This is a genomic window from Vibrio scophthalmi (assembly GCF_040869025.1).
Lineage (GTDB): Bacteria > Pseudomonadota > Gammaproteobacteria > Enterobacterales > Vibrionaceae > Vibrio > Vibrio scophthalmi.
On record NZ_CP134272.1, the window covers coordinates 604,811 to 625,074 of the forward strand.

The window sequence follows — 20,264 nt, forward strand, 5'->3', positions numbered from 1 at the left end:
GAGAGAGCGACATTGTCTTAATTGTAATACACAATAACAAGTTACGAACAGGCAATCTCGATTAAGCTCTGTCTAGATATTAGCTAAGGATCAAAATGCCGATAATCACACGACTGAAAAACCGAGTATCAAACAGTATCGATGATCAAGTAGAAACGTGTTGGATAGATGTCGATCTATCAAAACCAGAAGATCAAGAGTGGCTTATTTCACAGAGTCAGCTCTCGGAAGAGTTGGTGGCATTTTTGCAGCGAGAGAACTTCGTCAATCATCGCAATCTCCATGATGGCAGTGTGTTAATCGCACTGAAAGTCAGTGGTGAAAAGCCAACCATCAATCCTATCGGTTTGGTGGATTTAAAAATATTCATTGATGCTCATCGGATTATTACGATTCGCTATCATCCTGTTATAGCGATAGATAAAACCTACGCATACTTGGAAAGTGCATGCTCAGGTGAGAAGGCTGCCCCCCAGCATGACGCTTCTTCATCGGTAGAAAGAGAGAAGCAATATGATGCCAAAGTGATGGATGTATTTTGTCATATCATCAATAACTTGATAGATCATATTGAAAAAGTCACCTTTACCATCTCGGACCAAATTGCCGTACTTGAAGATCAGTACTTTGATACCGGTGAAGCGTTTGATTCGAGTTTATTACTCAAACTACGGGGAGATATCTGCAAAACGAGGCGGATACTCACGGTATTACGCAACACCTTATTCATTCGAATTGAAGATCCTAGTTTACTCATCGACAGTGAAGATAAAAGTGCATTGGTGAGAGCTTCCAGCCATGTCACGTTGCATTTGAATAATCTGGACGACTTACTATCGCGTATCGATATGCTGCAAAACCTCGATAACACCAAACTCTCTGAAGCGATGTCTCAGTCGAGCTTTAGCTTGACGATTGTTGCGACGGTATTTCTGCCACTCACTTTTGTGTCTGGTTTATTGGGAATGAATGTGGGTGGGATCCCGGATACCCATAACCCATGGGGATTTTGGGCAATCACTGCGGGTATGCTGTTATTGGCAATTACCTTATGGATCACGCTGTATCGCCGTTTGAAAACGATCCGGTTTAGGCGCTAACAGTTTCCCTTACCATTTTAGATTAAGTCATTGATTTTTGTTGCATATTGATTCAAACGTCAGCATTATTCTGTTTCACATTACATCATTGCGTTGATTTATAGACGTGATGGTTTCGTTCGTTAAAGGATATTCAGGCTGATTATGAGTTGTTTTGCCATATTAGAAAAATCAGATATTCAAATTGCCGTAAAACTCAATAAAGTAGATGCTGAAAGTGAGCTAGAGGCTCTTCGGCTGGAGGGATACAAGGTAATTGTGGAACAAGTGGATGCTGAGGATTCCAGTGATGCTTTGCTAAAGGCTAAGCAGCTACAGCAAACGACAGCCACGGCGAAGATGGATTACCAGTCAAAATACAAAACAGGCCTAGTGGTCGGAAAAATTATCGGCGTCATTGGTTGGCTGATGGTGATTGTCGGCTTGGAAAATATGCTGGCAGGTTCGGTTCAATCGATGGATCAGTATATCTGGAGCTATGGAATCATGTTTAGTGCCATGTTGCCGGGCTTTGGTATCTTCCTTTCGGGTCTATTCTCTGTTGCGGCAAGTCAAGTGATCAAGGCGACCGTCGATAACGCCGATAATACGCATCGAATTTATCTGCACCTTAAAGGTGAGTAGTGTCTCCTTTAATGGCACTTATCGTAAAAATACCAATGAGAAAATAGGAAAACCGCAGTGATAGGTGCAAGGCTCTGAGGGATCCCCTCATAATTTCCCCAAAGCACAACCATGTTTGAATAGATTTTGAGCAAGCAGGGTTGCAGCCGCGAGCAAGTCTTCCCTCGTTATTGTGTAGCCAGAATGCCGCAAAACTTCCATCCCTAAGCGCACTGTTGAGAGTACATTTCGATTTTTGACAGTGTTAGCTTGGAAGTGCTTATCCCAACCTTGTTTCTGACCATGAACTCCAGCAAGCCAAAATGTCAGTTGAAGCATTAGGGCGATTAGCAGCATGATATCAAAGCGCTCTGAGCTGCTAGTTCGGCTATGACGGAGGCCTAAACCGTAGGCTGGGCTTTTCAAGTCTCGGAAGGTTTCTTCAATTTGCATACGCTTCGAGTAGAGCCTAACAAGTTGCTTTGGTGTTCGGATTTCAACGGGCAAGTTAGTCGCTAAAACCCATGGTTCTTTTGTCGAAGCGGAGTAGATTTTAGGTGACGGATGATGACAATTAGTCCGTGTCGAACGCTGATTTTTTCGGCCTTTAGGACGTGATTTATACAGTGCAATTTGACATGAAATTGGGTTGCTCTTAGTCAACCTCTTATAGCCTAAAGTCTTTGAGCGACTTGAGGATATGCTATGTAAGTTGCTGATAGGTTGCCAGTTTTCCGCACCTAAATCTGCATATTGCACTTTCCCTCTGACTCGACTTAACCAGTACCAACCTAGCTTTTCAACGGATTTATACCATGGCACTTTAAAGCCAGCATCACTGACAATGAGCGGTGTAGTGTTACTCGGTAGAATGCTTGCAAGGTCGGCTAGAAATTGGTCATGAGCCTTCTTTGAACATTGCTCTGAAAGCGGAAAGGCTTTCTCATAAAGAGTAATAGAACGACCATGTAGTGCCACCGAAGCCCGCAATACCATAAGCCGTTTTTGCTCACGAATATCAGACCAGTCAACAAGAACAATGGGCATCGAATTACCTGAACAGATAAAGCTGGCATGCCAACGGTATACAGCGAGTCGCTCTTTGTGCAAGTGACGATTACCTAACAATCTGTCGATTCGTTTGATGTTATGTTTTGTTCTGGCTTTCGTTGGCAGGTTACGACCAAGTTCGGTAAGAGTGAGCGTTTTACATTCAAGTAATGCGTGGCAAGCCAGCGTTAAACTGTTGAGTCGTTTTAAGTGCAATTCAGGGCAGAATTGGTAAAGAGAGTCGTGTAAAATATCGAGTTCGCACATCTTGTTGTCTGGTTATTGATTTTTCTCAGAACCATTTGATCACATGACAAGATGTGCATCTACCTTAAATTTATGATTTTTATCAAAATCATTAGGGGATTCCTCAGTGCAAGGCTTTCACAAGTCCCAGGTGTACTCTGGATGGTATTGGTGATGTGTATTATCGGCGTCGCTGGGCCTCTTTATTTACTTAATCAGTTTAATGCTTCTTTTGAGTGGCCGACAACCAAAGGGATGGTGGTGGATACTTGGTTAGAACGCTACTACAGTACCAGTAGCGATCACGTGTATTACAACGTCGGTGTTGAATATGTGTATACCGTTGACGATGAGATCTATCACAAGAAAGACAAGAACGATGTCACAGGGATTATTCCCGACTATTCGCTCGAAGAAGCAGAAGCCCTCGCCGCTGAGTTCCCTCAAGGGGAGATGGTTGATGTCTATTACAACCCAGAACGCCATAGCTCTGCAGTCTTAAAACCGACAAAAAATTTGATTATGTTGATTTTCCCTGCGGTATTCGGTTCTGTCTTGCTCGTCGTCTTGTATGTGATGTACCGACTGATGCGTGTCAAACCCCAAGAGTTTTGGGACGAGTGAATAATGCGAAGTTCGATTTGGACAAGCTTGTAATGACGGTTAGATTTGAATGCGATCAAGCGCGGTTAGAAAGCAGAATTAAGCACAGTACCAAAGCGGCATATTTGATGCTGCTTTCCTGCGGACTTATTTACTATTTTGAACCGGCATGGTTAGCGGCTATTCATCCGTGGTTTGGCCCGCTGATATTTGGCTCGCTATTTTTGGCATTAAGCACGATTGAAAAACAGTCACGTGGCGATTTAGATTGTCATCGTGGTGAAGTCATTTCAATTAATAAGAATAGGCTTAAATTTCATCAAGCTTCATCGGGTTATACATTCGAGAAAAGCTTGGATGACATAGAGAGTGCGACTCTTAGTCAATGGTTCGGTGTTCCGCGTATCAAGGTACGTTTCTCGGATAATCAATTTTATCAGTTTAAGTGGTTTAAAGATTCTTCAGAGTTGTATCAGCTTTTAAAGCGTCAAGATGAGTGGCTGAAAAAGGGTTAAGAGCTATTCTAATTTGAGTTATACACCGATACGGCTGCGATGGCAGCCGTAGTCGTTTGTGCTTTGATCAGAAGTTACTATCAAGTTAAGCGTTAAATGCTCTCGTTCTGATAAATCGTTTTGCCATCTTTAATGGTTTCCAACACTCGAACGTCTTTGATGTCTTGTGGTACAACCTCAAGTGGATTGCGATCAAGGATCACTAAATCCGCGCGTTTACCTACTTCAATAGTACCTTTCTCTTGCTCTTCAAAATTTTGATAAGCGGCTATCTTGGTGATTGACTCCAGTGCCTGATAAGCGGAAATTCGATGATGTTCGCCAAGCGTGTCGCCGCTACGAGTTACACGGTTTACCGCAGACCACATGTTGGTCATCATATCTGGAAACAACACTGGCGCATCCATGTGGATAGTGAAGGGCAGTTCTACCGAATTGGCCCAACCCATTGGTGAGATATTTGAGGCACGCCATGGGCCTAATACCGAATCACGATGGTAATCGCCCCAAAAATAAGTATGAGCTGGGAAGAAAGACGGGATCATATCATTCTGCTTCATACGCTTTACTTGATCTAAGCGTGTGGTTTGCGCGTGAATGACCACAGTACGGCGATCCTCTTTGCCATATTTACTGTCGGCTTTTTCGACCGCATTGAGTAAAATATCGGCTGACGCGTCACCATTACTGTGGCTAAGGATTTGTGCATTCGCTTGATAAGCGATATCAACCCATTGGTTCATCTCTTTTTGAGTTAATACCGGATAGCCATGATAGTCGTATGCATGGCTGTGTGGTGGCTCATAATACGGTGAAGAAAGGTAGGCGGTTTTACCTTGTGGTGAACCATCACCGACTAATTTAACGCCTGCCAGAGTAAAACCGTTGATGGTCGCTTTCATAGGCAGTATTTCGATCGCCGCAGCAAGATCAACCCACTTTGCGTATGCCAGCATATCTATTTTAAGTAACTCATTTTCAGCCATGTTTTTCATGATCTTAATGGTAGGTAAGGTTGCTAGGCCTTCTTGCGCTGTGGTGACGCCATAACTGGCAAACATATCTTGAACTTTGCTAAATTTACGAATTGCGTCCTCTTCGGTGATAGCAGGTAGATGGCCAAGAATAGGGTAAATAGCGGATTCTTCTAGTACTCCTGTCATCTCACCATTCGCATCACGACGAATAACCCCTCCATTTGGATTCGGCGTGTCATCGCTAAAGCCGATAAATGCTAAACCATTGCTGTTGCAACTGGCTAAATGACCAGAGATATGTACCGCGCAGAAATTGTAGCCTTGGGTGAAGGCATCCAGCTCTTGCTTGGTCGGATGGCGCTTTTCAGTCAGTTCGGCATCGTCATAGCCAAACGCGACATGCATGATGCTGTCATCCAGTTCAGGTTGAGCGAAGTAGCGCTGTATGGTCTGCTTAATATCATCAATGGAATTTATGCTCCCCATCGGTGTAGGGTACAAAAACTCGCTCTCAATCAGAGGGATGTATTGTGCAAAGTGGCCATGAGCATCAATAAACCCGGGCGTGACTGTTTTACCGTGGAGATCGCGTATTTGAGTAGTATCTGTCTGGTATTTGAGAACATCGGCATTACTACCAATCGCGTGTATTTTACCATCTTTTATCGCAATCGCTTCTACTCGATGTTGCTCATCGCTGACGGTGATAATATCGCCATTGGTGAAAATAAGATCGGGACCTGCAACGGCAAAACTCGAAGCGATTACAAGTACGATTGGCGTGAAACGGAGTTTGTAATTATTGTTCGTCATCATCTTATCTCCCATGAAGCCAGTACTGATATTGTTTGAAGTTAGCTCTATTTTTACTGAGGTTTTCTTTACAAGAAAGCCGAGTTTGATAGGGTAACCCGTTCAAATTGGGTGATCAGTCACATCGTGGAGTGAAGATGCATACCTTGGAACAGTTAAATGCCTTTATTGCCGTTTACGAGCAAGGGTCGTACAGTGCCGCTGCAAAACTAATAAGAAAATCTCGCACCACGGTGAGAGAGCATGTTATTGCCTATGAAGATACGCTTGGTTACGCGCTGTTTACTATTGATGGGCGTAAAGCGTTACCCAATGATAAAGCTCGCCAACTCTATTTTCATGCCAAGGTCGTCGAGAAGCAAAATAGAGAGCTACACAGTTATAGTCAGGCCCTGTTTGAGTGTGAGGTGCACACGATTAACATCGTTCATGATGTGATTGTGCCGCTTACCTTAATGATCGAGATCGAACACAAAATCAAAGCGAGCTATTCGCAATTAGCGGTGAATTGGCTGCATCGAACGCGCCCTGAAGCGCTTGCAATGCTGCAAGATGGCCGAGCCGATCTCGCTTTAATGCCAGACAGAGGCATGCTATTCCCAGAAGCAGAAGTGACATGGGTGACGTTAGGCTCACTGCATATGAAGTGCTATGCTGGAAAAGACTCACGACTGCATGATGCTAAAGCACTCGATGGTGGTTTTGCCACTATTCATCACTTACAAAACCAAACCCAATATATTACCGAGAACTTCCTCAGTATGGATGTCGCCTTTGCTAAGGTATCGCCTAAGTTGCAGGTGGTTAGTAATAACGATCTGTTGTGCGAGTTGATTAAGCACGACGGTTGGGCAGCAATGCCTGAGGAATACATGCATGGTTATGTCGAGTCTGGCCAGCTGGTGGAAGTGAAGTTGAAAGAGATGCGTGATAGCCGATTAATTTCATTGAATGTGTTTTTCCCGATAGGTAAAGATGAGCAAGCGGTATATTCCGACACCATCGCTTGGATAGTGGAAATAGCTCGTAGTTCGCTTAAGTAGCGATCGAACGGGTTGAGGAAATAGGGCGACGTTTATGCCGTTTGTAACGCAGTTATCAGTCAAAAAACTCATCGTATCGAGTAAAAATTTTAATTAACAAACTCGATCGTCTCGATCAATCAATTCGATCGATAAATAATCTCATCAGAACGATAAAAAACTTTTGTCATTGTGATTGGTTATAATTATCGCTTGATATTCAATTGTACGTATAATCTCCTATTCTTTGCTGGCATTAAGCATAGTTCTATCAATTGGAAGATAGTGCGACAATCATTAGATGGATTCTAAGTATGGATTAATGATGTAGAAAGCAGTTTTACTTGGAATGGTAGTAATGAATAGAACGATGAAAGCCATATTCATAATATTGATTTTTATATTAACTGAATTTTTGGTTGTGGAATTCAGCAAAATCAACAATGAAAAAGAATCAAACCGGATCATTAATGAACTAAATAAAGCGATGAAGTCGTTTTTTAGTGACGCATTAATTACCTCTGAAGTATTAAAAGAAATGGTTGTACTTTCAGATGATAATTACCTTTCTTTTGCCGAGTTCAATAAATTGAGTCAAACTTTGCTATCGACTTACAGTCATGTCGATTCTTTACTGTACCTGCCAAATGGTGTCGTGGAGTTGGTGTATCCTTATGAGGAAAACAAACGAGCGATTGGCCATAATGTGTTGAAAGATAAGAGTAGAAAGTTAGGTGCGATGGAATCAATTTCAGGAAGCACTAACACAATTATTGGGCCAGTAACGTTAGTTCAAAATGACAAACGAGCATTCATTTTACGTAAAGGAATTTCTGATGAAGGTAAATTTATTGGTTTTTCTTCATCGGTTATCTATTTGGAATCAATTTTAAATTCTCTCGATAATATACTGAAGAGCAATCATGTATGTAACTACAAAGTTGTTGGTTATGATCCTGATAATGCAAATTACTATGATAAAACGGTTATTGAAAAGGGTGTTGTAAATTCTCAAGTTCACAAGGGGGTTATCACTCTATTTAATACTAATTGGCAAATATCGATATCACCAGATGATGCAGGTTTGTTGCCTAGGTTTGTTGTTTTTTTGACATTATTGTTGGTGGTTTTATTAATTACATCACCGATTAAATACTTTAATCAATATCGCCGCTCGGAAGAGGCTCGTTACAACTTCCAAAAAGAGGCTCATACGGACTTTCTTACTAACTTACTCAATCGACGAGGCTTAGAAACCCGCTTTGAGTCCTTAAAAAAAGAGAATGTTTCAGGGGCTGTTGCGATTTTTGACATCGATTTTTTTAAGAACATTAATGACTCTTATGGCCACGAAGTCGGTGATATTGTGTTAGTCCAGTTCTCCAAGCTTTGCGCGGCAAATATGAATGCTCAGTTCACGCTTTCTCGAACTGGGGGGGAGGAGTTCGTCATGTTGATGCCCCATTTCGATCAACATCAAGCTCAGCAATATTGTGAACATCTTCGAGAAGCGGTAGCTAAAGCGCCATTTTTTATCAAACATTTACATATCAATGTCACTGTGAGTATCGGCATTGCCTGCTTTAGTGCGGTTGATAGCATGGAAACGGCATTGAGTGATGCTGATGATGCCCTTTATGACGCAAAACGAACTGGCCGAAATCGCGTTTGCCTGAAAGGTTAAACCTATCAGCTAAGGCTATAGCATTTATCACGAGGCAATGAGTAGCATCACACTATCTGATGTGTCGTTTATACCGAGAATACAATCGACTGAGCGTCATTTATTGCAGATAGTAGATCGATTGCTGGTCGGCATCGCTCTCCTTAGACGTTATACTGTTTAACGTTGGTTTTTGTCTCGGCTATTCAATAGGAAAAGTTCGATATATTGCCATGAGAATGCCAAATTTCCCCAATACGAATAGAGCGGAGCCAAGACATTGAGCGATAAACTCACCGTTGTCATTATCGAAGATGAGCCAGCGATTGCTGACAACCTTATTCATGTTTTAGAAATGGATGGTTACCAAACCCAGTGGTTTGCGACTGCGGGTGAAGGTTTGGCTTTTCTGCAAGCGAACACTGCTGATTTGTTGGTGTTGGATGTCGGCTTACCTGATGGTAATGGTTTTGAACTGTGCAAAACGATTCGTGATTTCTCCGCTATTCCGATCATCTTCTTAACCGCTCGAAACGATGAAATTGATCGGGTGGTAGGGCTGGAAATTGGCGCGGATGATTATGTTACTAAGCCGTTCAGCCCACGTGAAATGGTAGCACGGGTGAAATTACGCATTAAAGCGCGTCAAGCAACAAGCCAAATTCAATCGGCACCCGCGCCAATAACGAGTGATCAAATCGCCAAGCAAGAATCACAGATTTCTATGATCGATGCTTTGCAGGCGCAAAACTTTGATTACTGTATCAGTGGTCAACCCCTTGGCCTGACAGCGGTTGAATTTAAAATCCTTGATAAGTTAATCACGGTCAGTGGCAATGTGCTCAGTCGTGAACAGTTGATGGTCGCTGCTGATATGGCAGTCGAAGCGGTATATGAGCGTAATATCGATACCCACATCAAGGCAATTCGCAACAAACTTAAACCCTTTGGTTTTGCTGAACGGATCGGCACGAAACGTGGGTTTGGTTACTTCTATCTGGTGCAGGGCGAGCTATGAACCGCTGGCCGAAAATCCCGCTAGGACTGAGACTTTTCTCCCTCTACTTCATCTTGGTGGGTATGACGGCTTATATGGTCAGCACCACGGTGATCCGAGAACTGAAGCCGACTGTGCGCCAAACAACCGAAGAAACCTTGGTTGATATGGCAAATTTGCTTGCTGTGTTGGCAGAAGAGGACGTCGCCAATGGGCAGTTTTCAGAAAGCCGCTTTGCCAACTTACTCGCTGCGTATGGTCAACGTGAGCCGCAAGCGCGTTATTGGGAATTAGGTAAAAAAGCCATCAATCACCGTATTTACATCACCGATAAGCAAGGCATCGTGATTGCCGATTCTTGGCAACAAGATGTCGGTAAAGACTATTCGCAATGGAATGATGTTTACTTAACCTTGCGTGGCCAATATGGCGCGCGCAGTACCACTGAAAACCCCAGTGATCCTTCTTCAACGGTCATGCATGTGGCTGCGCCTATTTATCATGATGGCGAAATCATCGGCAGTGTTACGGTGGCCAAAGCGAATCGTTCCGTTCAGCCATTTATCGATCTTTCCAAACGCAATGTATTGTATTGGATGGTGTTGATGAGCGGTTTGGTTCTCGCGGCAGGAGCCTTGTTCTCATGGCGTATCCATTCGGCACTGAATCAGTTAGAAAACTATGCAAAAAAAATGGGCCAAGGCGAAAAGGTCGTGAAACCCACCTTCCGCGTTTTCTATGAATACGGCACCTTAAGTGATGCGTTGGAAAATATGCGCGGCCAGTTGGATGGTAAACAATATGTGGAGGAGTACGTGCAAACGCTGACGCACGAACTAAAGAGTCCGCTCTCGGCAATCAAAGGCGCGAGTGAGATCTTACAGATGCCACTACCGCCAGAAAAAATCACCCGTTTTGCTCACAACATAGAGCGTGAAAGCGACCGCATGCAATCGCTGATTGATAAGTTGCTAGAGCTTGCTCGATTGGAAAAGCGACCACAGTTGGAAGTGCATGAGCCAATTGTTCTTGGCTCGGTGATCAATGACATCGTACAAGCGTCTGATGCTCGTTTAGTCGCTAAGTCAGTGCAGAGTACTATTGATATCGCCCAACCGATTCAGATCTCGGGTGATGCCTTCTTGTTTAAACAAGCGTTGTTTAACCTGATGGATAACGCGCTGGATTTTGTCGAGCAAGGCGGAGACATTCAATGGCAGGCGATGGAGAAAAATGGATTTGTCGTGTTGTCGATCTACAACTGTGGGCCACATATTCCAGATTATGCACAGGCGCGTCTCACAGAACGCTTCTATTCGTTACCGCGTTCAAATGGGGTAAAAAGTACCGGATTAGGGCTTAATTTCGTCGAACAAGTGATGAAGTTACATAACGCGAGCTTGATCATTGAAAATGTCTCGCAAGGGGTCAAAGTGACGCTGAAACTCCCGACGGCGTAATCAATTACATATTGGCTGGTGGTTTATTGACCGCTAACTCCATCAAATCTCCACATTAGCTCCATTCAGTCTCCAAATTGGTGTTTTACCATCTAAACATCAATTTAGGAGAGTGCCTTGTGGGAAAAATAACTAAAAATCATATTGTTACGAAATTTGCATTTGTGCTTTTTTTGTTCGTCTTGTTACAAATACCTGTCTCTATGGTCAGTAATCTGATCTCGGAACGCGCCGATCGCCAACAAAATGTTAGGCAGGAAATTGCGCGTAGTAGCAGTGGCGAACAGCGTATCATCGGCCCGTTTATTCACGTCAATTATACCGAGATGGATACCCACGAAGGCAAAGCTTATTTGAGTGAACGTGAAGCCTTTCTGTTGCCAGAAACGTTTGATATGAATGCCAATCTTGACAGTTTCGCCAAGTATCGTGGGATCTATCAAGCGCGTTTGTACAAGGCTAACACTCAACTACAAGGCCAGTTTGATCTGAGACCATTGCGCCACCTTCATCTCGGAAATGTTAAATCGATCAGCTTAGTGGTGGGTATTCGTGATAGCCGTGGACTGCTGAAACTCAATGAAATGACCATTGGTGACCAGCCTATTTCGGTTATTCCGGGTACGGATGTCGCTCAATTCACCCAAGGATTCCATACTCCGCTCAATTTTGAACAATTAGATATTGCCCAGCCGTTAGCGTTTGATCTCAACTTTTTACTGCAAGGTATGGGACAACTGCAAGTCACGCCAATTGGCAAGACCACCACAGTTGAGCTTTCATCGGAGTGGCCACATCCGAGTTTTACCGGTGATTACTTGCCAATTTCATCGGATATTTCTGATGCTGGCTTTACGGCGCAATGGGCGAGTAACAACTTTTCTTCCAATATTACTCAATTGTTCCAGCGCTGCATGGCGGATTCTTCGGCGTGCTACGAGCTTGAACGCCGCCAAATGGGTGTGGATTTGATTGATCCGGTTGATCACTATTTAAAGTCTCATCGCGCAGTAAACTACTCGCTGCTGGTGATTACACTTGTCTTCGCCAGCTTCTTCCTACTGGAACTGTTCCAAGCGCGTATGATGCACCCGATCCAGTATGGTTTTGTCGGCCTTGCGTTAGCACTGTTTTACTTGTTGCTGATATCGTTAAGTGAGCACACCGGATTTAATTGGGCGTATGTGATTTCAGCACTCGCTTCCACCGGATTGTTGAGTATTTATGTTGGCGGGATGTTGAAAAACAGTCAGCATGGTGTGGTGTTTGGTGCCAGTTTACTACTGCTCTATGGCTTGTTGTTTGGCCTGTTACTAGCGGAAAGTTACGCTCTATTGATGGGTACGCTGTTGTGCTTTGCGATCCTTAGCTTAGTGATGGTGCTGACGCGCAATGTCGATTGGTATGAGCGTAGCCAGAGAATGCGCCCTTCAGGCCATGATGATATTAAGAATGATGACACGCCAGTTAGGAGTGAGCCAAAGGGTCTATATCAAAACCAAGATGAGAATGAATCCGATGCTAGTTAACCCCGAGAGTCGAGCTCAATTGGCAACGAAACCGATTGGTAATGATAGGGCAGGGCTGTTTACCTACCTGCGTTTTTCTGCGCGCTATGCGGTGATTAGCCTTTGTTGGCTGGTGGTACTGGTTAACATTGCTTTGTTTGTTGATGATAAGTTTATCCGGCCAACGCTGGGGGACGTATTGGTGGTGGTGTGGCTTTACTACACGATTCGTTGTGTGGTTGGTTTTCCTGCGCGTTTGATAGTCGTGATGACGGTTGTTATTGCCTATATGGTGGAATTAGCTCAGTACTTGAAAATCCCCGCGTTATTGGGTTTAGAGCCTGGCTCACCGCTGAGCATTATCTTGGGCGCGACGTTTGATTGGTGGGACCTCGCCGCCTATTTAGTTGGGGGAATGGTGTGCTGGTGGATGGTGAAAATGGAGGTCAGACATGGATAATCCTACGCTTCGTACCAGTGCTCAAAGCCAAATTTTCTATAGGAAAAGAGTACGAGAGAGTTTGCTTGAGAAAGTCATTCGTTGGGCGGAAAAGAAAAACAGCGCATAGCCAATATTGCTTTGATCTGAAAGAAAAAACGGTGTTGTATCATCAACACCGTTTACCTTGTACCTTGTACCTTGAAATCTTCTATTGGGTTACCCCTGGCTTCTTGGCGCTAGCGATAATTCTCGAAGCAATGGAAAGGCTTTCGATACCTGCTCTGAGGTAACCACAAAGCCAACTAGATTAGCGTTTTCATCCTTTGCTCTGGCAGTGATGCCACTAGAGGTAAATTGCACATCCCAACTCGCAACCTGTTCGAAGTTACCCGCTAATTGGATCGGGTAGCTTGGCGTTTTCACCTTCACCATCATTGCTGGTAAGGTGAGTTGCGCTTCTTGACCTAACAAGTGCTTGGCTAACACGTTAGCGCTTAATACGATCGGTTGCAGATAGGGCATCATGCGGCTTTGGATCTCAGCACAATCGCCCAGTGCATAGACACCTTGCTGCGAGCTTTGCAACTGCGCATCAACACAAATGCCTTTATTAACCTCAATGCCTGCTTCTTTCGCCAGTTGCGTATTAGCTCGTAACCCCGCCGCACAGATCACGGCATCAACATTAAGTTGTTGTCTATTACCTAAGGTGACGTACAGGCCATCATCACCGTTGATATTGGAATGTATGGCTTCAACTGCAGCGCCAAGGGTGAGCTCAATCCCTTGCTTACGCAGTTGCTGCTCTAATGGCAAAGCCACAAATTCGGGAACCAGACTGGCGAGTAGGCGATCATTTGGCTCCACCACGTTAACTGCTTTACCGCTGCTGGCGAGATCCATGGCGATCTCAACGCCAATCAAACCGCCACCAATCACTAAGATGCGCTTGGCTAAACCAAGTCGGGTTTCAGCCGCTTGGTACTCTTGTAATGAGTTTAGGGTGATCAGTTGATCGAGCGCATTACCTTGCATCGGTGGTATAAACGCTGATGCGCCAGTGGCAAAGACAAGCTTGCTGTACGAGTAGCCGATACCATCGACAAACAGTTGTTGAGTTTGGCTATCGATGCGTTCAATTGCGCTATTGGCGTGCAGAACAACATTATGCTCCTGCGCAAATTGCTCACCACTTTTTATGACTAAGTCGCTGGCGGTTTGCTGCTTACTAAATACATGGCTGAGATCGGGCTTGTTGTACTCAGCGCCATCGTCAGCGGTAAACAGGCTAATCGCAACCGGTGGCTCGCCGGTTTGTAGCTCAAGGCGACGAATTGTTTTTACCAATTGGTAAGCGGCAAAGCCGCTACCAATAATCGTAATCGGTGCTGTCATCTTTCTTACCACTCTTACGCTGTGCATTCAGCACTTTTATATTCGACGCTCTTATATTCGTCACTCTCATATTCGACATGGCTGTGTTCAACAAAGACATCCTTGCCGAGATGACACTCTGGGCATAAGAAGTAGTCTGGCACGTCTTGCCATGCGGTGTTTGGCTCTACGCCTTGATTTGGTTCACCTTGGGCAGGATCATAAACCCAATTACACACGGTGCAGATCATGCATTGGCAATCGGCTGGGTGCGAAGCGTGCTCCTCTGCTAGAGCGGGTTGTTCGCTATTCACTGCTTGCTCAAGATCCACAGATGAAGCAGCAGGCGTTGGCGCGATAGAGTTGAATGTGCTGGCGACATTAAAATTGCCATTTTTCGCCCATAGTTTGGCGATGTTCTGCCCATGTTCGCGACATTCACGCATTGCCTTACCATCTGGTCGCCATTTGGTTTTCAAGCTAATCGCTGTTTCAAAACCGGCATCGGTTAAACGTGCGTGAATGCGATCGACTGCGCCACCGTTCCAGCCATAGCTACCAAAGGCCGCGGCTTTTTTGCCTTTAAAGCGCAGGCCGGTGATCTCTTCCAACATACCGGCTACTTTTGGCATCATGACGTTGTTCATGGTGGAAGAGCCAACCAAGATACCTTTAGAGCGGAACACGTTAGCCAGAATGTCGTTCTTATCGTGTTTGGAGACATTAAATACTTTCACCGCCACCGCTGGATCGACATCGTGGATACCTTGCGCAATGGCATCAGCCATCATGCGAGTATTATTTGACATCGAATCGTAGAAAATGGTGATGCGATCTTCTTGGTATTCGTCAGCCCATTCTAAGTATTGCTCGATGATTTGAATTGGGTTATCACGCCATACAATGCCGTGCGAGGTTGCAATCATGCCGACGGGTACATTGAAGCTTAATACTTCTTTGATTTTTGCCGTTACCAAACTGCTAAACGGCGTAAGGATGTTTGAGTAGTAACGTAGACACTGTTCCATTAACTCATTTTGATCCACTTCGTCGTTAAACAAGCGCTCGTCACAGTAGTGCTGCCCAAAGGCGTCATTACTAAATAGCACCGCATCGCCAGTGATGTAAGTCATCATGCTGTCTGGCCAATGCAGCATTGGCGCTTCGATGAAGATCAGTTGCTTACCATTACCAATATCGATGCTGTCGCCGGTTTTAATGGTCTTAAAATGCCACTCTGGGTGGTGGTGGTGACCGACAATTGAATCAATCGCCGCTTCGGTACAGTAGATCGGCGTGTTAGGAATTTTCTCCATTAACGCAGAAAGCGCGCCTGAGTGATCTTCTTCGGCGTGGTTGATGACGATAAAATCGAGCTGTTTAAGGTCAATTTCCATTTCTAAATTTTGGATGAACTGCAGGCTAAAACGATGGTCGACAGTATCAATCAAAACGGTTTTTTCTTCGCGGATCAGGTAGCTGTTATAACTGGTACCTTTAGTCATTTTATATTCTGTACCATGGAAGTCTTGAACTTCCCAATCGCGTTGACCTACCCAATGAATGTTGTTTTTAACATGAATTGTCATGATGACTACCTTACAAAATAACGAAATAAATAAACTCACTGACTAAGTTATTGCATTGAGTGTGCCAGTTTTTATATTCATTATTTATCAATTACTTATCTCTACGCGGTTGTTTTTGTGTGTCATTTTGACATTGTTGCAATTTGTCATTTAGACACTATGCTTGTCTAAGTGACACAGCTATGAACGAGTCGGCGTGTTCTTCTTGTTCGTTCGCAAAAGGCAGATTTGTTATGACTTCAACCAGCGCCCAATGGCTGCACATTACCCAAGATCTTAATTCAGCACTGACTCAGCAAGCGCGCTTTGACACGCTGCTGACCACCATTCGTGAGGTATTAAATTGCGATTCATCAGCATTGTTATTGTTTGAAGATCAGCACTTTAAACCACTGGCAATTAATGGTTTGGCAAAGGAAGTGTTAGGACGTCGATTCTCAATTGAACAGCACCCGCGTTTAGAGGCGATCGCGCGCGCTGGGGATGTGGTGCGTTTTCCTGCCGATAGTGGATTGCCCGATCCGTATGATGGGTTGATCCCCAACTTTGAAGACAAACTACATGTTCATTCCTGTATTGGCTTACCGTTATTGATTGATGATCGCTTGATTGGCGCGATCACCATTGATGCTTTTGATCCCAATCAATTTGATCGTTTGAAGAATCAAGAGTTGCGATTTATTAGTGCGTTGGCTGCAGGTGGCCTACATACTGCACTGCTCCTTGAGCAGCTTGAAACACAAGCTAGCCTACCGCGAGAATCGATTCGAGAAGCTCGCACGCTAGGTAATGAAATCATCGGTCACTCGGCTGGTATGAAAGCGTTGCAAGAACAGATCGATGCGGTGGCGGATACTGAATTATCAGTATTAATCCTGGGCGAGACAGGGGTAGGTAAGGAGCTGGTCGCCAATGCGATTCATCACCGTTCAGATCGTTCGAGCCAAACCTTAGTGTATTTGAACTGTGCCGCGCTGCCTGAATCAGTGGCTGAGAGCGAACTGTTTGGTCACATCAAAGGCGCGTTTACTGGTGCGATTAGTAACCGAAAAGGTAAGTTCGAGCTTGCCGATGGCGGTACGCTGTTTTTGGATGAGGTCGGTGAGCTGTCGCTTGAGCTGCAAGCTAAGTTATTGCGTGCTCTTCAGTATGGCGACATTCAACGGGTCGGTGATGACCGCCATATTCGCGTAAACACTCGTATCGTCGCCGCGACCAACCGCATTTTGCATGACGAGGTGAAAGCAGGGCGTTTCCGCGCGGATTTGTATCATCGTTTGAGTGTCTTTCCACTGCACGTGCCACCACTGCGTGAACGTGAAGACGATGTCTTGCTGCTAGCGGGTTTCTTTGCTGAGCAGATGCGCGGAAAGCTGGGGTTGAACAGTATTCGCCTTGCGTCAACGTTAGTACAAGCACTGAAAGAGTATGCATGGCCGGGGAATGTGCGTGAGTTGGAGCATGTGATCAAACGTGCTGGTGTACTGGCGAAAGCAAGAACACAATCAGCGGATATTGAACTGGTTTTGCAAGACTTCGATATTCAAACATTAGCATCATCCGCAGATAACCTGAGTAGTTTTGCACCACAACGCGAGAGTCAACAAGCAGACGACAGCCAAAGAATGATGCAAACACTTGCTGGACAAGGAGGCTTAAAACAAGCCACCGATGTGTTCCAAAAACGAGTAATCTTACAAGCATTGGAACAACACAAAGGTAATTGGGCTGCTACCGCTAGGCAGCTTGAGCTTGATAACGGCAACTTGCACCGCTTAGCCAAACGCTTGGGGATTAAGTAAGTCGTCGCAACGGAAAGCGGCTTTGCTGTTAAAGAGACACTTCAGGCTTAATTAGCCCGCCTGCGTCAACTGATTCAATATGCGTAAATGCGCGCAATGGCCATATTGCTGATATTGCGCGATGCTGCTCCAAGCGAGCTTGATGACATGAGTATCTGAGCTTTGGCGGATTGTTTCCAAGTCTAATTGCTCCAGTGGCGTGTCACTATTAGCCGTTTCAGCCGTATCAGTGCGGAAGGTCAGTCTTTCAACCGAAAGCACAGCGCATAAGGCGGCCGACCAATAAAACTGCAATGCTTGCTGCGGCTTTTTGCAGTAGGGCAAGATAAGCTGCATTGCATGGCAACTTGTCACTGCGTGCAACACGGTAAAGTCTCGGGTGCTAAGGTAGAGTTCTGCAAACTGTTGGCTTAATTGTGACAGCGTTGCTTGTTGTGGAAATTGATTGATGGCGATAAAACGCTCATCTTGAATCACAGCCCGCATACGCTGAGTAATAGAAGTGGCAGCAACCGAAAAGTCGGCAAACTCATCCAAGGCATTATCGATGATATCAGAAGCGGTGAGGTCGCTGTTCGCCGGAAGGTTAATCGATAGATAGTGTGCAGCCATGTGCGCTAAACCAAAGGCAACTTCAGTGTCGTTCTCTTCTTGTAACCCATAGCTTAACCGAATTATGGCATGAAAGGCTGACGATCCACATCCTTGGATTAAGGTATCGATATGCTCGCTGGTGACTGCTGAAATGCCTTGTGTAGAAATTTGCATTTTAAAGTAGGCCAAGTAGTCATCAAATCTCTCTTGATTGCCAAGATGCTCACGCCATTCAAATGCTCCAATTATTTCGTGCTCTTTGAGTGGTAATAAGCCGTCATGATAATCGGTATAAAAAGAGTCTAATTGAGCGTTGCTGGCGCCAAGTTTGCTTAAAGCAATCAAGGCCATTGGCAAGTGATTAGTGTTACCTGATGCGCCAGTTTCGATGCCGAATTTCTGCGCTTGTTCGAGGCGTTTTGCTAGCATTTATTGTCCTTAATTTTTTGTTATCTGTCCTGATTAAATACATGTTAAAACCTCAAGTTAAGTTCGGGTCAACCATTAAATTGTTAACTTTGAATTGGCTCGTATTTGAAATGCGCCCGACTTACTAGGTTATTTGGTTGCTAGCACTGTTTACTTAATTTAGCTTGTCGCCTAACAGCAACACCTCATGGCTTGGGCTAAGAACGAAACAGGATTTGAATAGAGTATGAAGAAGAGAGCGATCGTTGTTTCGTTGACGATGTTAGGGTTATTGACGGGCTGTGCGGCTGCGACAGGAAGCGTTGATCAATCAATACGAGAGGCGAGGAGTACATTGAAAGACTACGCTTTGGCGTCTTGCCTTATTGCGATTGATCCGCAGAATCCGTTAGCGCGAGATCTCGCAGGTATGAAACGTGCGCACTCTTTTATGGGTAAAGGTAAATACCGGATTGTTCAAGATCAGCATACATTTGAAACGCTCAGTGACCCCTATGCAGAAGCCGCGAACTTTATGATTCAGCAATCTGAACGCTTGGTTGGTGTAATGAAAAATGGTCAGCGTTCAAAAAGTTATGGTTGTTTTCAGGTATACCGTTCTCAAGCCTTTGAAGAGCTTATCCTGCAACAGGATGAATTCATTTTTACTGAGATCGAATAGCCGCTTAGGTAGCAAATTGATACAAAGGTTAATACCCCAAAAGGCCGCCAATGGGGTCTCATATCATACCGTTGGCGGTCTTACGTTGTTAGCGCATATAAGGCTTATTTGTTCAGCTGCTCTTTTGCCGCTTCTACTTTGGTAAAGTCTAAGCCTAGCTCAAGTACCGCTTCTTTAATCAAGGCTGGGTTCTGCATCACTTGGCCCATTAATAATTGCAGTTTGTCTTGTGGCAAACCCAGTTGGCTGATGGTTGCCATTGCCGCGAGCGGGTTTTGAGTCAGTGTTTGAAAAATCTCACCGATTTGTTGATCGCTAATATTGTTCTCTTTCAACAATGCAATAATTGGGTTCATTACCTTTCCTATTTACACCAAATAAATTCAAACTGCAGTTTAACACTTGCCGAGAAGCGAGTGTACTGTGAATGCGTTTCTAGAGGGGCGAAAGTCGCGTGGAAAGGTGATGAGTTGATGAGTCAGTCAAAAGCGCCCGACTCATCGGCAATAAGGTAGATTAACGGCCTGCTTGTTGGTGATGCTGAGTGAGCTGTTTGAATAGCATATCTTTGAGCTCGACGCGCTGTAGTTTCAATGTTTGCATATTTTGGTCATCGATCGGGCTGCCTGAGATTTCTAATTGACGAATATCGTAGTCTAATACGTGATATTGCTGCAGATCGGCTTTGAATTTTGGGTCATCATGATTGAGTTGAACAATGTCCAATTTAAGCTCAGGAAAATCTAAGATAAAAGCATGGTTTTCATTTAGCATCGGCATTCTCTTTTCTGTCTGATTACCCTTGAGTATAGAAGT

Annotated in this window: 19 protein-coding genes; 12 read left to right on the forward strand and 7 right to left on the reverse strand. The window is 44.5% G+C overall.

What is annotated here, in order from left to right; translation table 11 throughout:
- Positions 1-95: 95 nt before the first annotated feature.
- Positions 96-1,100, forward strand: coding sequence for a CorA family divalent cation transporter (locus RJD38_RS17740; protein WP_065546756.1), 1,005 nt, complete (start codon positions 96-98; stop codon positions 1,098-1,100).
- Positions 1,101-1,244: 144 nt separating this feature from the next.
- Complete coding sequence (locus RJD38_RS17745; RefSeq protein WP_005595254.1) at positions 1,245-1,724, forward strand: hypothetical protein; 480 nt, start codon at positions 1,245-1,247, stop codon at positions 1,722-1,724.
- An 87-nt stretch (positions 1,725-1,811) separates the two neighbouring features.
- On the opposite strand, the gene RJD38_RS17750 is transcribed toward RJD38_RS17745, so the two are convergent.
- On the reverse strand, positions 1,812-3,020 hold the full coding sequence (locus tag RJD38_RS17750) for an IS4 family transposase (protein WP_032073033.1): 1,209 nt from the start codon (positions 3,018-3,020) through the stop codon (positions 1,812-1,814).
- 51 nt (positions 3,021-3,071) lie between these two features.
- Here RJD38_RS17750 and RJD38_RS17755 point away from each other — a divergent pair, with 51 nt between their 5' ends.
- The gene (locus tag RJD38_RS17755; RefSeq protein ID WP_367971666.1) at positions 3,072-3,623 is read left to right on the forward strand and encodes a DUF3592 domain-containing protein; all 552 of its coding nucleotides are present in this window, start codon (positions 3,072-3,074) and stop codon (positions 3,621-3,623) included.
- Positions 3,620-4,117: a hypothetical protein gene (locus RJD38_RS17760; RefSeq protein WP_005595257.1), complete on the forward strand. Its 498-nt coding sequence runs from the start codon at positions 3,620-3,622 to the stop codon at positions 4,115-4,117. The genes RJD38_RS17755 and RJD38_RS17760 overlap by 4 nt, the downstream gene beginning before the upstream one ends.
- Before the next feature lie 92 nt (positions 4,118-4,209).
- Here RJD38_RS17760 and RJD38_RS17765 read toward each other — a convergent pair whose 3' ends face one another.
- A complete protein-coding gene (locus RJD38_RS17765; protein WP_156785369.1) occupies positions 4,210-5,907 on the reverse strand; it encodes an amidohydrolase in 1,698 nt (565 codons plus the stop codon).
- 137 nt (positions 5,908-6,044) lie between these two features.
- Here RJD38_RS17765 and RJD38_RS17770 point away from each other — a divergent pair, with 137 nt between their 5' ends.
- The 6 genes from RJD38_RS17770 (at position 6,045) to RJD38_RS17795 (ending at position 13,017) form a co-directional block, all read left to right on the forward strand.
- Positions 6,045-6,950 (forward strand): LysR family transcriptional regulator, encoded by a 906-nt coding sequence (locus RJD38_RS17770; RefSeq protein WP_065546758.1) that lies wholly within the window; start codon positions 6,045-6,047, stop codon positions 6,948-6,950.
- A 337-nt stretch (positions 6,951-7,287) separates the two neighbouring features.
- Positions 7,288-8,613: a sensor domain-containing diguanylate cyclase gene (locus RJD38_RS17775; RefSeq protein ID WP_065546759.1), complete on the forward strand. Its 1,326-nt coding sequence runs from the start codon at positions 7,288-7,290 to the stop codon at positions 8,611-8,613.
- 259 nt (positions 8,614-8,872) lie between these two features.
- Positions 8,873-9,610, forward strand: a complete 738-nt coding sequence (locus tag RJD38_RS17780; RefSeq protein WP_065546760.1) for a response regulator — start codon at positions 8,873-8,875, stop codon at positions 9,608-9,610.
- Positions 9,607-11,049 carry a two-component system sensor histidine kinase CreC gene (gene creC / locus RJD38_RS17785; RefSeq protein WP_065546761.1) on the forward strand — a complete coding sequence of 481 codons (1,443 nt, stop codon included), beginning with the start codon at positions 9,607-9,609 and terminating at the stop codon, positions 11,047-11,049. The genes RJD38_RS17780 and creC overlap by 4 nt, the downstream gene beginning before the upstream one ends.
- A 119-nt stretch (positions 11,050-11,168) precedes the next feature.
- The gene (gene creD / locus RJD38_RS17790; RefSeq protein ID WP_367971667.1) at positions 11,169-12,578 is read left to right on the forward strand and encodes a cell envelope integrity protein CreD; all 1,410 of its coding nucleotides are present in this window, start codon (positions 11,169-11,171) and stop codon (positions 12,576-12,578) included.
- Positions 12,568-13,017 (forward strand): DUF2809 domain-containing protein, encoded by a 450-nt coding sequence (locus RJD38_RS17795; RefSeq protein WP_005595267.1) that lies wholly within the window; start codon positions 12,568-12,570, stop codon positions 13,015-13,017. Before creD ends, RJD38_RS17795 begins: the two co-directional genes overlap by 11 nt.
- 198 nt (positions 13,018-13,215) lie before the next feature.
- On the opposite strand, the gene norW is transcribed toward RJD38_RS17795, so the two are convergent.
- Positions 13,216-14,394, reverse strand: a complete 1,179-nt coding sequence (gene norW, locus RJD38_RS17800) for an NADH:flavorubredoxin reductase NorW (protein ID WP_065546762.1) — start codon at positions 14,392-14,394, stop codon at positions 13,216-13,218.
- A gap of 14 nt (positions 14,395-14,408) precedes the next feature.
- A complete protein-coding gene (gene norV, locus RJD38_RS17805; protein WP_065546763.1) occupies positions 14,409-15,962 on the reverse strand; it encodes an anaerobic nitric oxide reductase flavorubredoxin in 1,554 nt (517 codons plus the stop codon).
- Positions 15,963-16,195: 233 nt separating this feature from the next.
- Here norV and norR point away from each other — a divergent pair, with 233 nt between their 5' ends.
- Positions 16,196-17,764 (forward strand): nitric oxide reductase transcriptional regulator NorR, encoded by a 1,569-nt coding sequence (norR, locus tag RJD38_RS17810; protein WP_065546764.1) that lies wholly within the window; start codon positions 16,196-16,198, stop codon positions 17,762-17,764.
- A 51-nt stretch (positions 17,765-17,815) separates the two neighbouring features.
- Here the strand turns inward: norR and RJD38_RS17815 are convergent, their stop codons facing one another.
- The gene (locus RJD38_RS17815) at positions 17,816-18,787 is read right to left on the reverse strand and encodes a questin oxidase family protein (RefSeq protein WP_065546765.1); all 972 of its coding nucleotides are present in this window, start codon (positions 18,785-18,787) and stop codon (positions 17,816-17,818) included.
- Between the two features lie 226 nt (positions 18,788-19,013).
- Here RJD38_RS17815 and RJD38_RS17820 point away from each other — a divergent pair, with 226 nt between their 5' ends.
- Positions 19,014-19,448 (forward strand): hypothetical protein, encoded by a 435-nt coding sequence (locus RJD38_RS17820; RefSeq protein WP_231893188.1) that lies wholly within the window; start codon positions 19,014-19,016, stop codon positions 19,446-19,448.
- Positions 19,449-19,552: 104 nt separating this feature from the next.
- On the opposite strand, the gene RJD38_RS17825 is transcribed toward RJD38_RS17820, so the two are convergent.
- Complete coding sequence (locus RJD38_RS17825) at positions 19,553-19,804, reverse strand: DUF2999 family protein (RefSeq protein ID WP_065546766.1); 252 nt, start codon at positions 19,802-19,804, stop codon at positions 19,553-19,555.
- Positions 19,805-19,964: 160 nt separating this feature from the next.
- On the reverse strand, positions 19,965-20,222 hold the full coding sequence (locus tag RJD38_RS17830) for a YdcH family protein (protein ID WP_156785366.1): 258 nt from the start codon (positions 20,220-20,222) through the stop codon (positions 19,965-19,967).
- Between the last annotated feature and the right edge of the window lie 42 nt (positions 20,223-20,264).

Coding starts and splice junctions, on each gene's coding strand:
- RJD38_RS17740 (WP_065546756.1), top strand. CDS start 96: ATGCCGATAATCACACGACTGAAAAACCGAGTATCAAACAGTATCGAT.
- RJD38_RS17745 (WP_005595254.1), top strand. CDS start 1,245: ATGAGTTGTTTTGCCATATTAGAAAAATCAGATATTCAAATTGCCGTA.
- RJD38_RS17750 (WP_032073033.1), bottom strand. CDS start 3,020: ATGTGCGAACTCGATATTTTACACGACTCTCTTTACCAATTCTGCCCT.
- RJD38_RS17755 (WP_367971666.1), top strand. CDS start 3,072: ATGTGCATCTACCTTAAATTTATGATTTTTATCAAAATCATTAGGGGA.
- RJD38_RS17765 (WP_156785369.1), bottom strand. CDS start 5,907: ATGACGAACAATAATTACAAACTCCGTTTCACGCCAATCGTACTTGTA.
- RJD38_RS17770 (WP_065546758.1), top strand. CDS start 6,045: ATGCATACCTTGGAACAGTTAAATGCCTTTATTGCCGTTTACGAGCAA.
- RJD38_RS17775 (WP_065546759.1), top strand. CDS start 7,288: ATGAATAGAACGATGAAAGCCATATTCATAATATTGATTTTTATATTA.
- creC (WP_065546761.1), top strand. CDS start 9,607: ATGAACCGCTGGCCGAAAATCCCGCTAGGACTGAGACTTTTCTCCCTC.
- RJD38_RS17795 (WP_005595267.1), top strand. CDS start 12,568: ATGCTAGTTAACCCCGAGAGTCGAGCTCAATTGGCAACGAAACCGATT.
- norW (WP_065546762.1), bottom strand. CDS start 14,394: ATGACAGCACCGATTACGATTATTGGTAGCGGCTTTGCCGCTTACCAA.
- norV (WP_065546763.1), bottom strand. CDS start 15,962: ATGACAATTCATGTTAAAAACAACATTCATTGGGTAGGTCAACGCGAT.
- norR (WP_065546764.1), top strand. CDS start 16,196: ATGACTTCAACCAGCGCCCAATGGCTGCACATTACCCAAGATCTTAAT.
- RJD38_RS17815 (WP_065546765.1), bottom strand. CDS start 18,787: ATGCTAGCAAAACGCCTCGAACAAGCGCAGAAATTCGGCATCGAAACT.
- RJD38_RS17820 (WP_231893188.1), top strand. CDS start 19,014: ATGAAGAAGAGAGCGATCGTTGTTTCGTTGACGATGTTAGGGTTATTG.
- RJD38_RS17825 (WP_065546766.1), bottom strand. CDS start 19,804: ATGAACCCAATTATTGCATTGTTGAAAGAGAACAATATTAGCGATCAA.
- RJD38_RS17830 (WP_156785366.1), bottom strand. CDS start 20,222: ATGCTAAATGAAAACCATGCTTTTATCTTAGATTTTCCTGAGCTTAAA.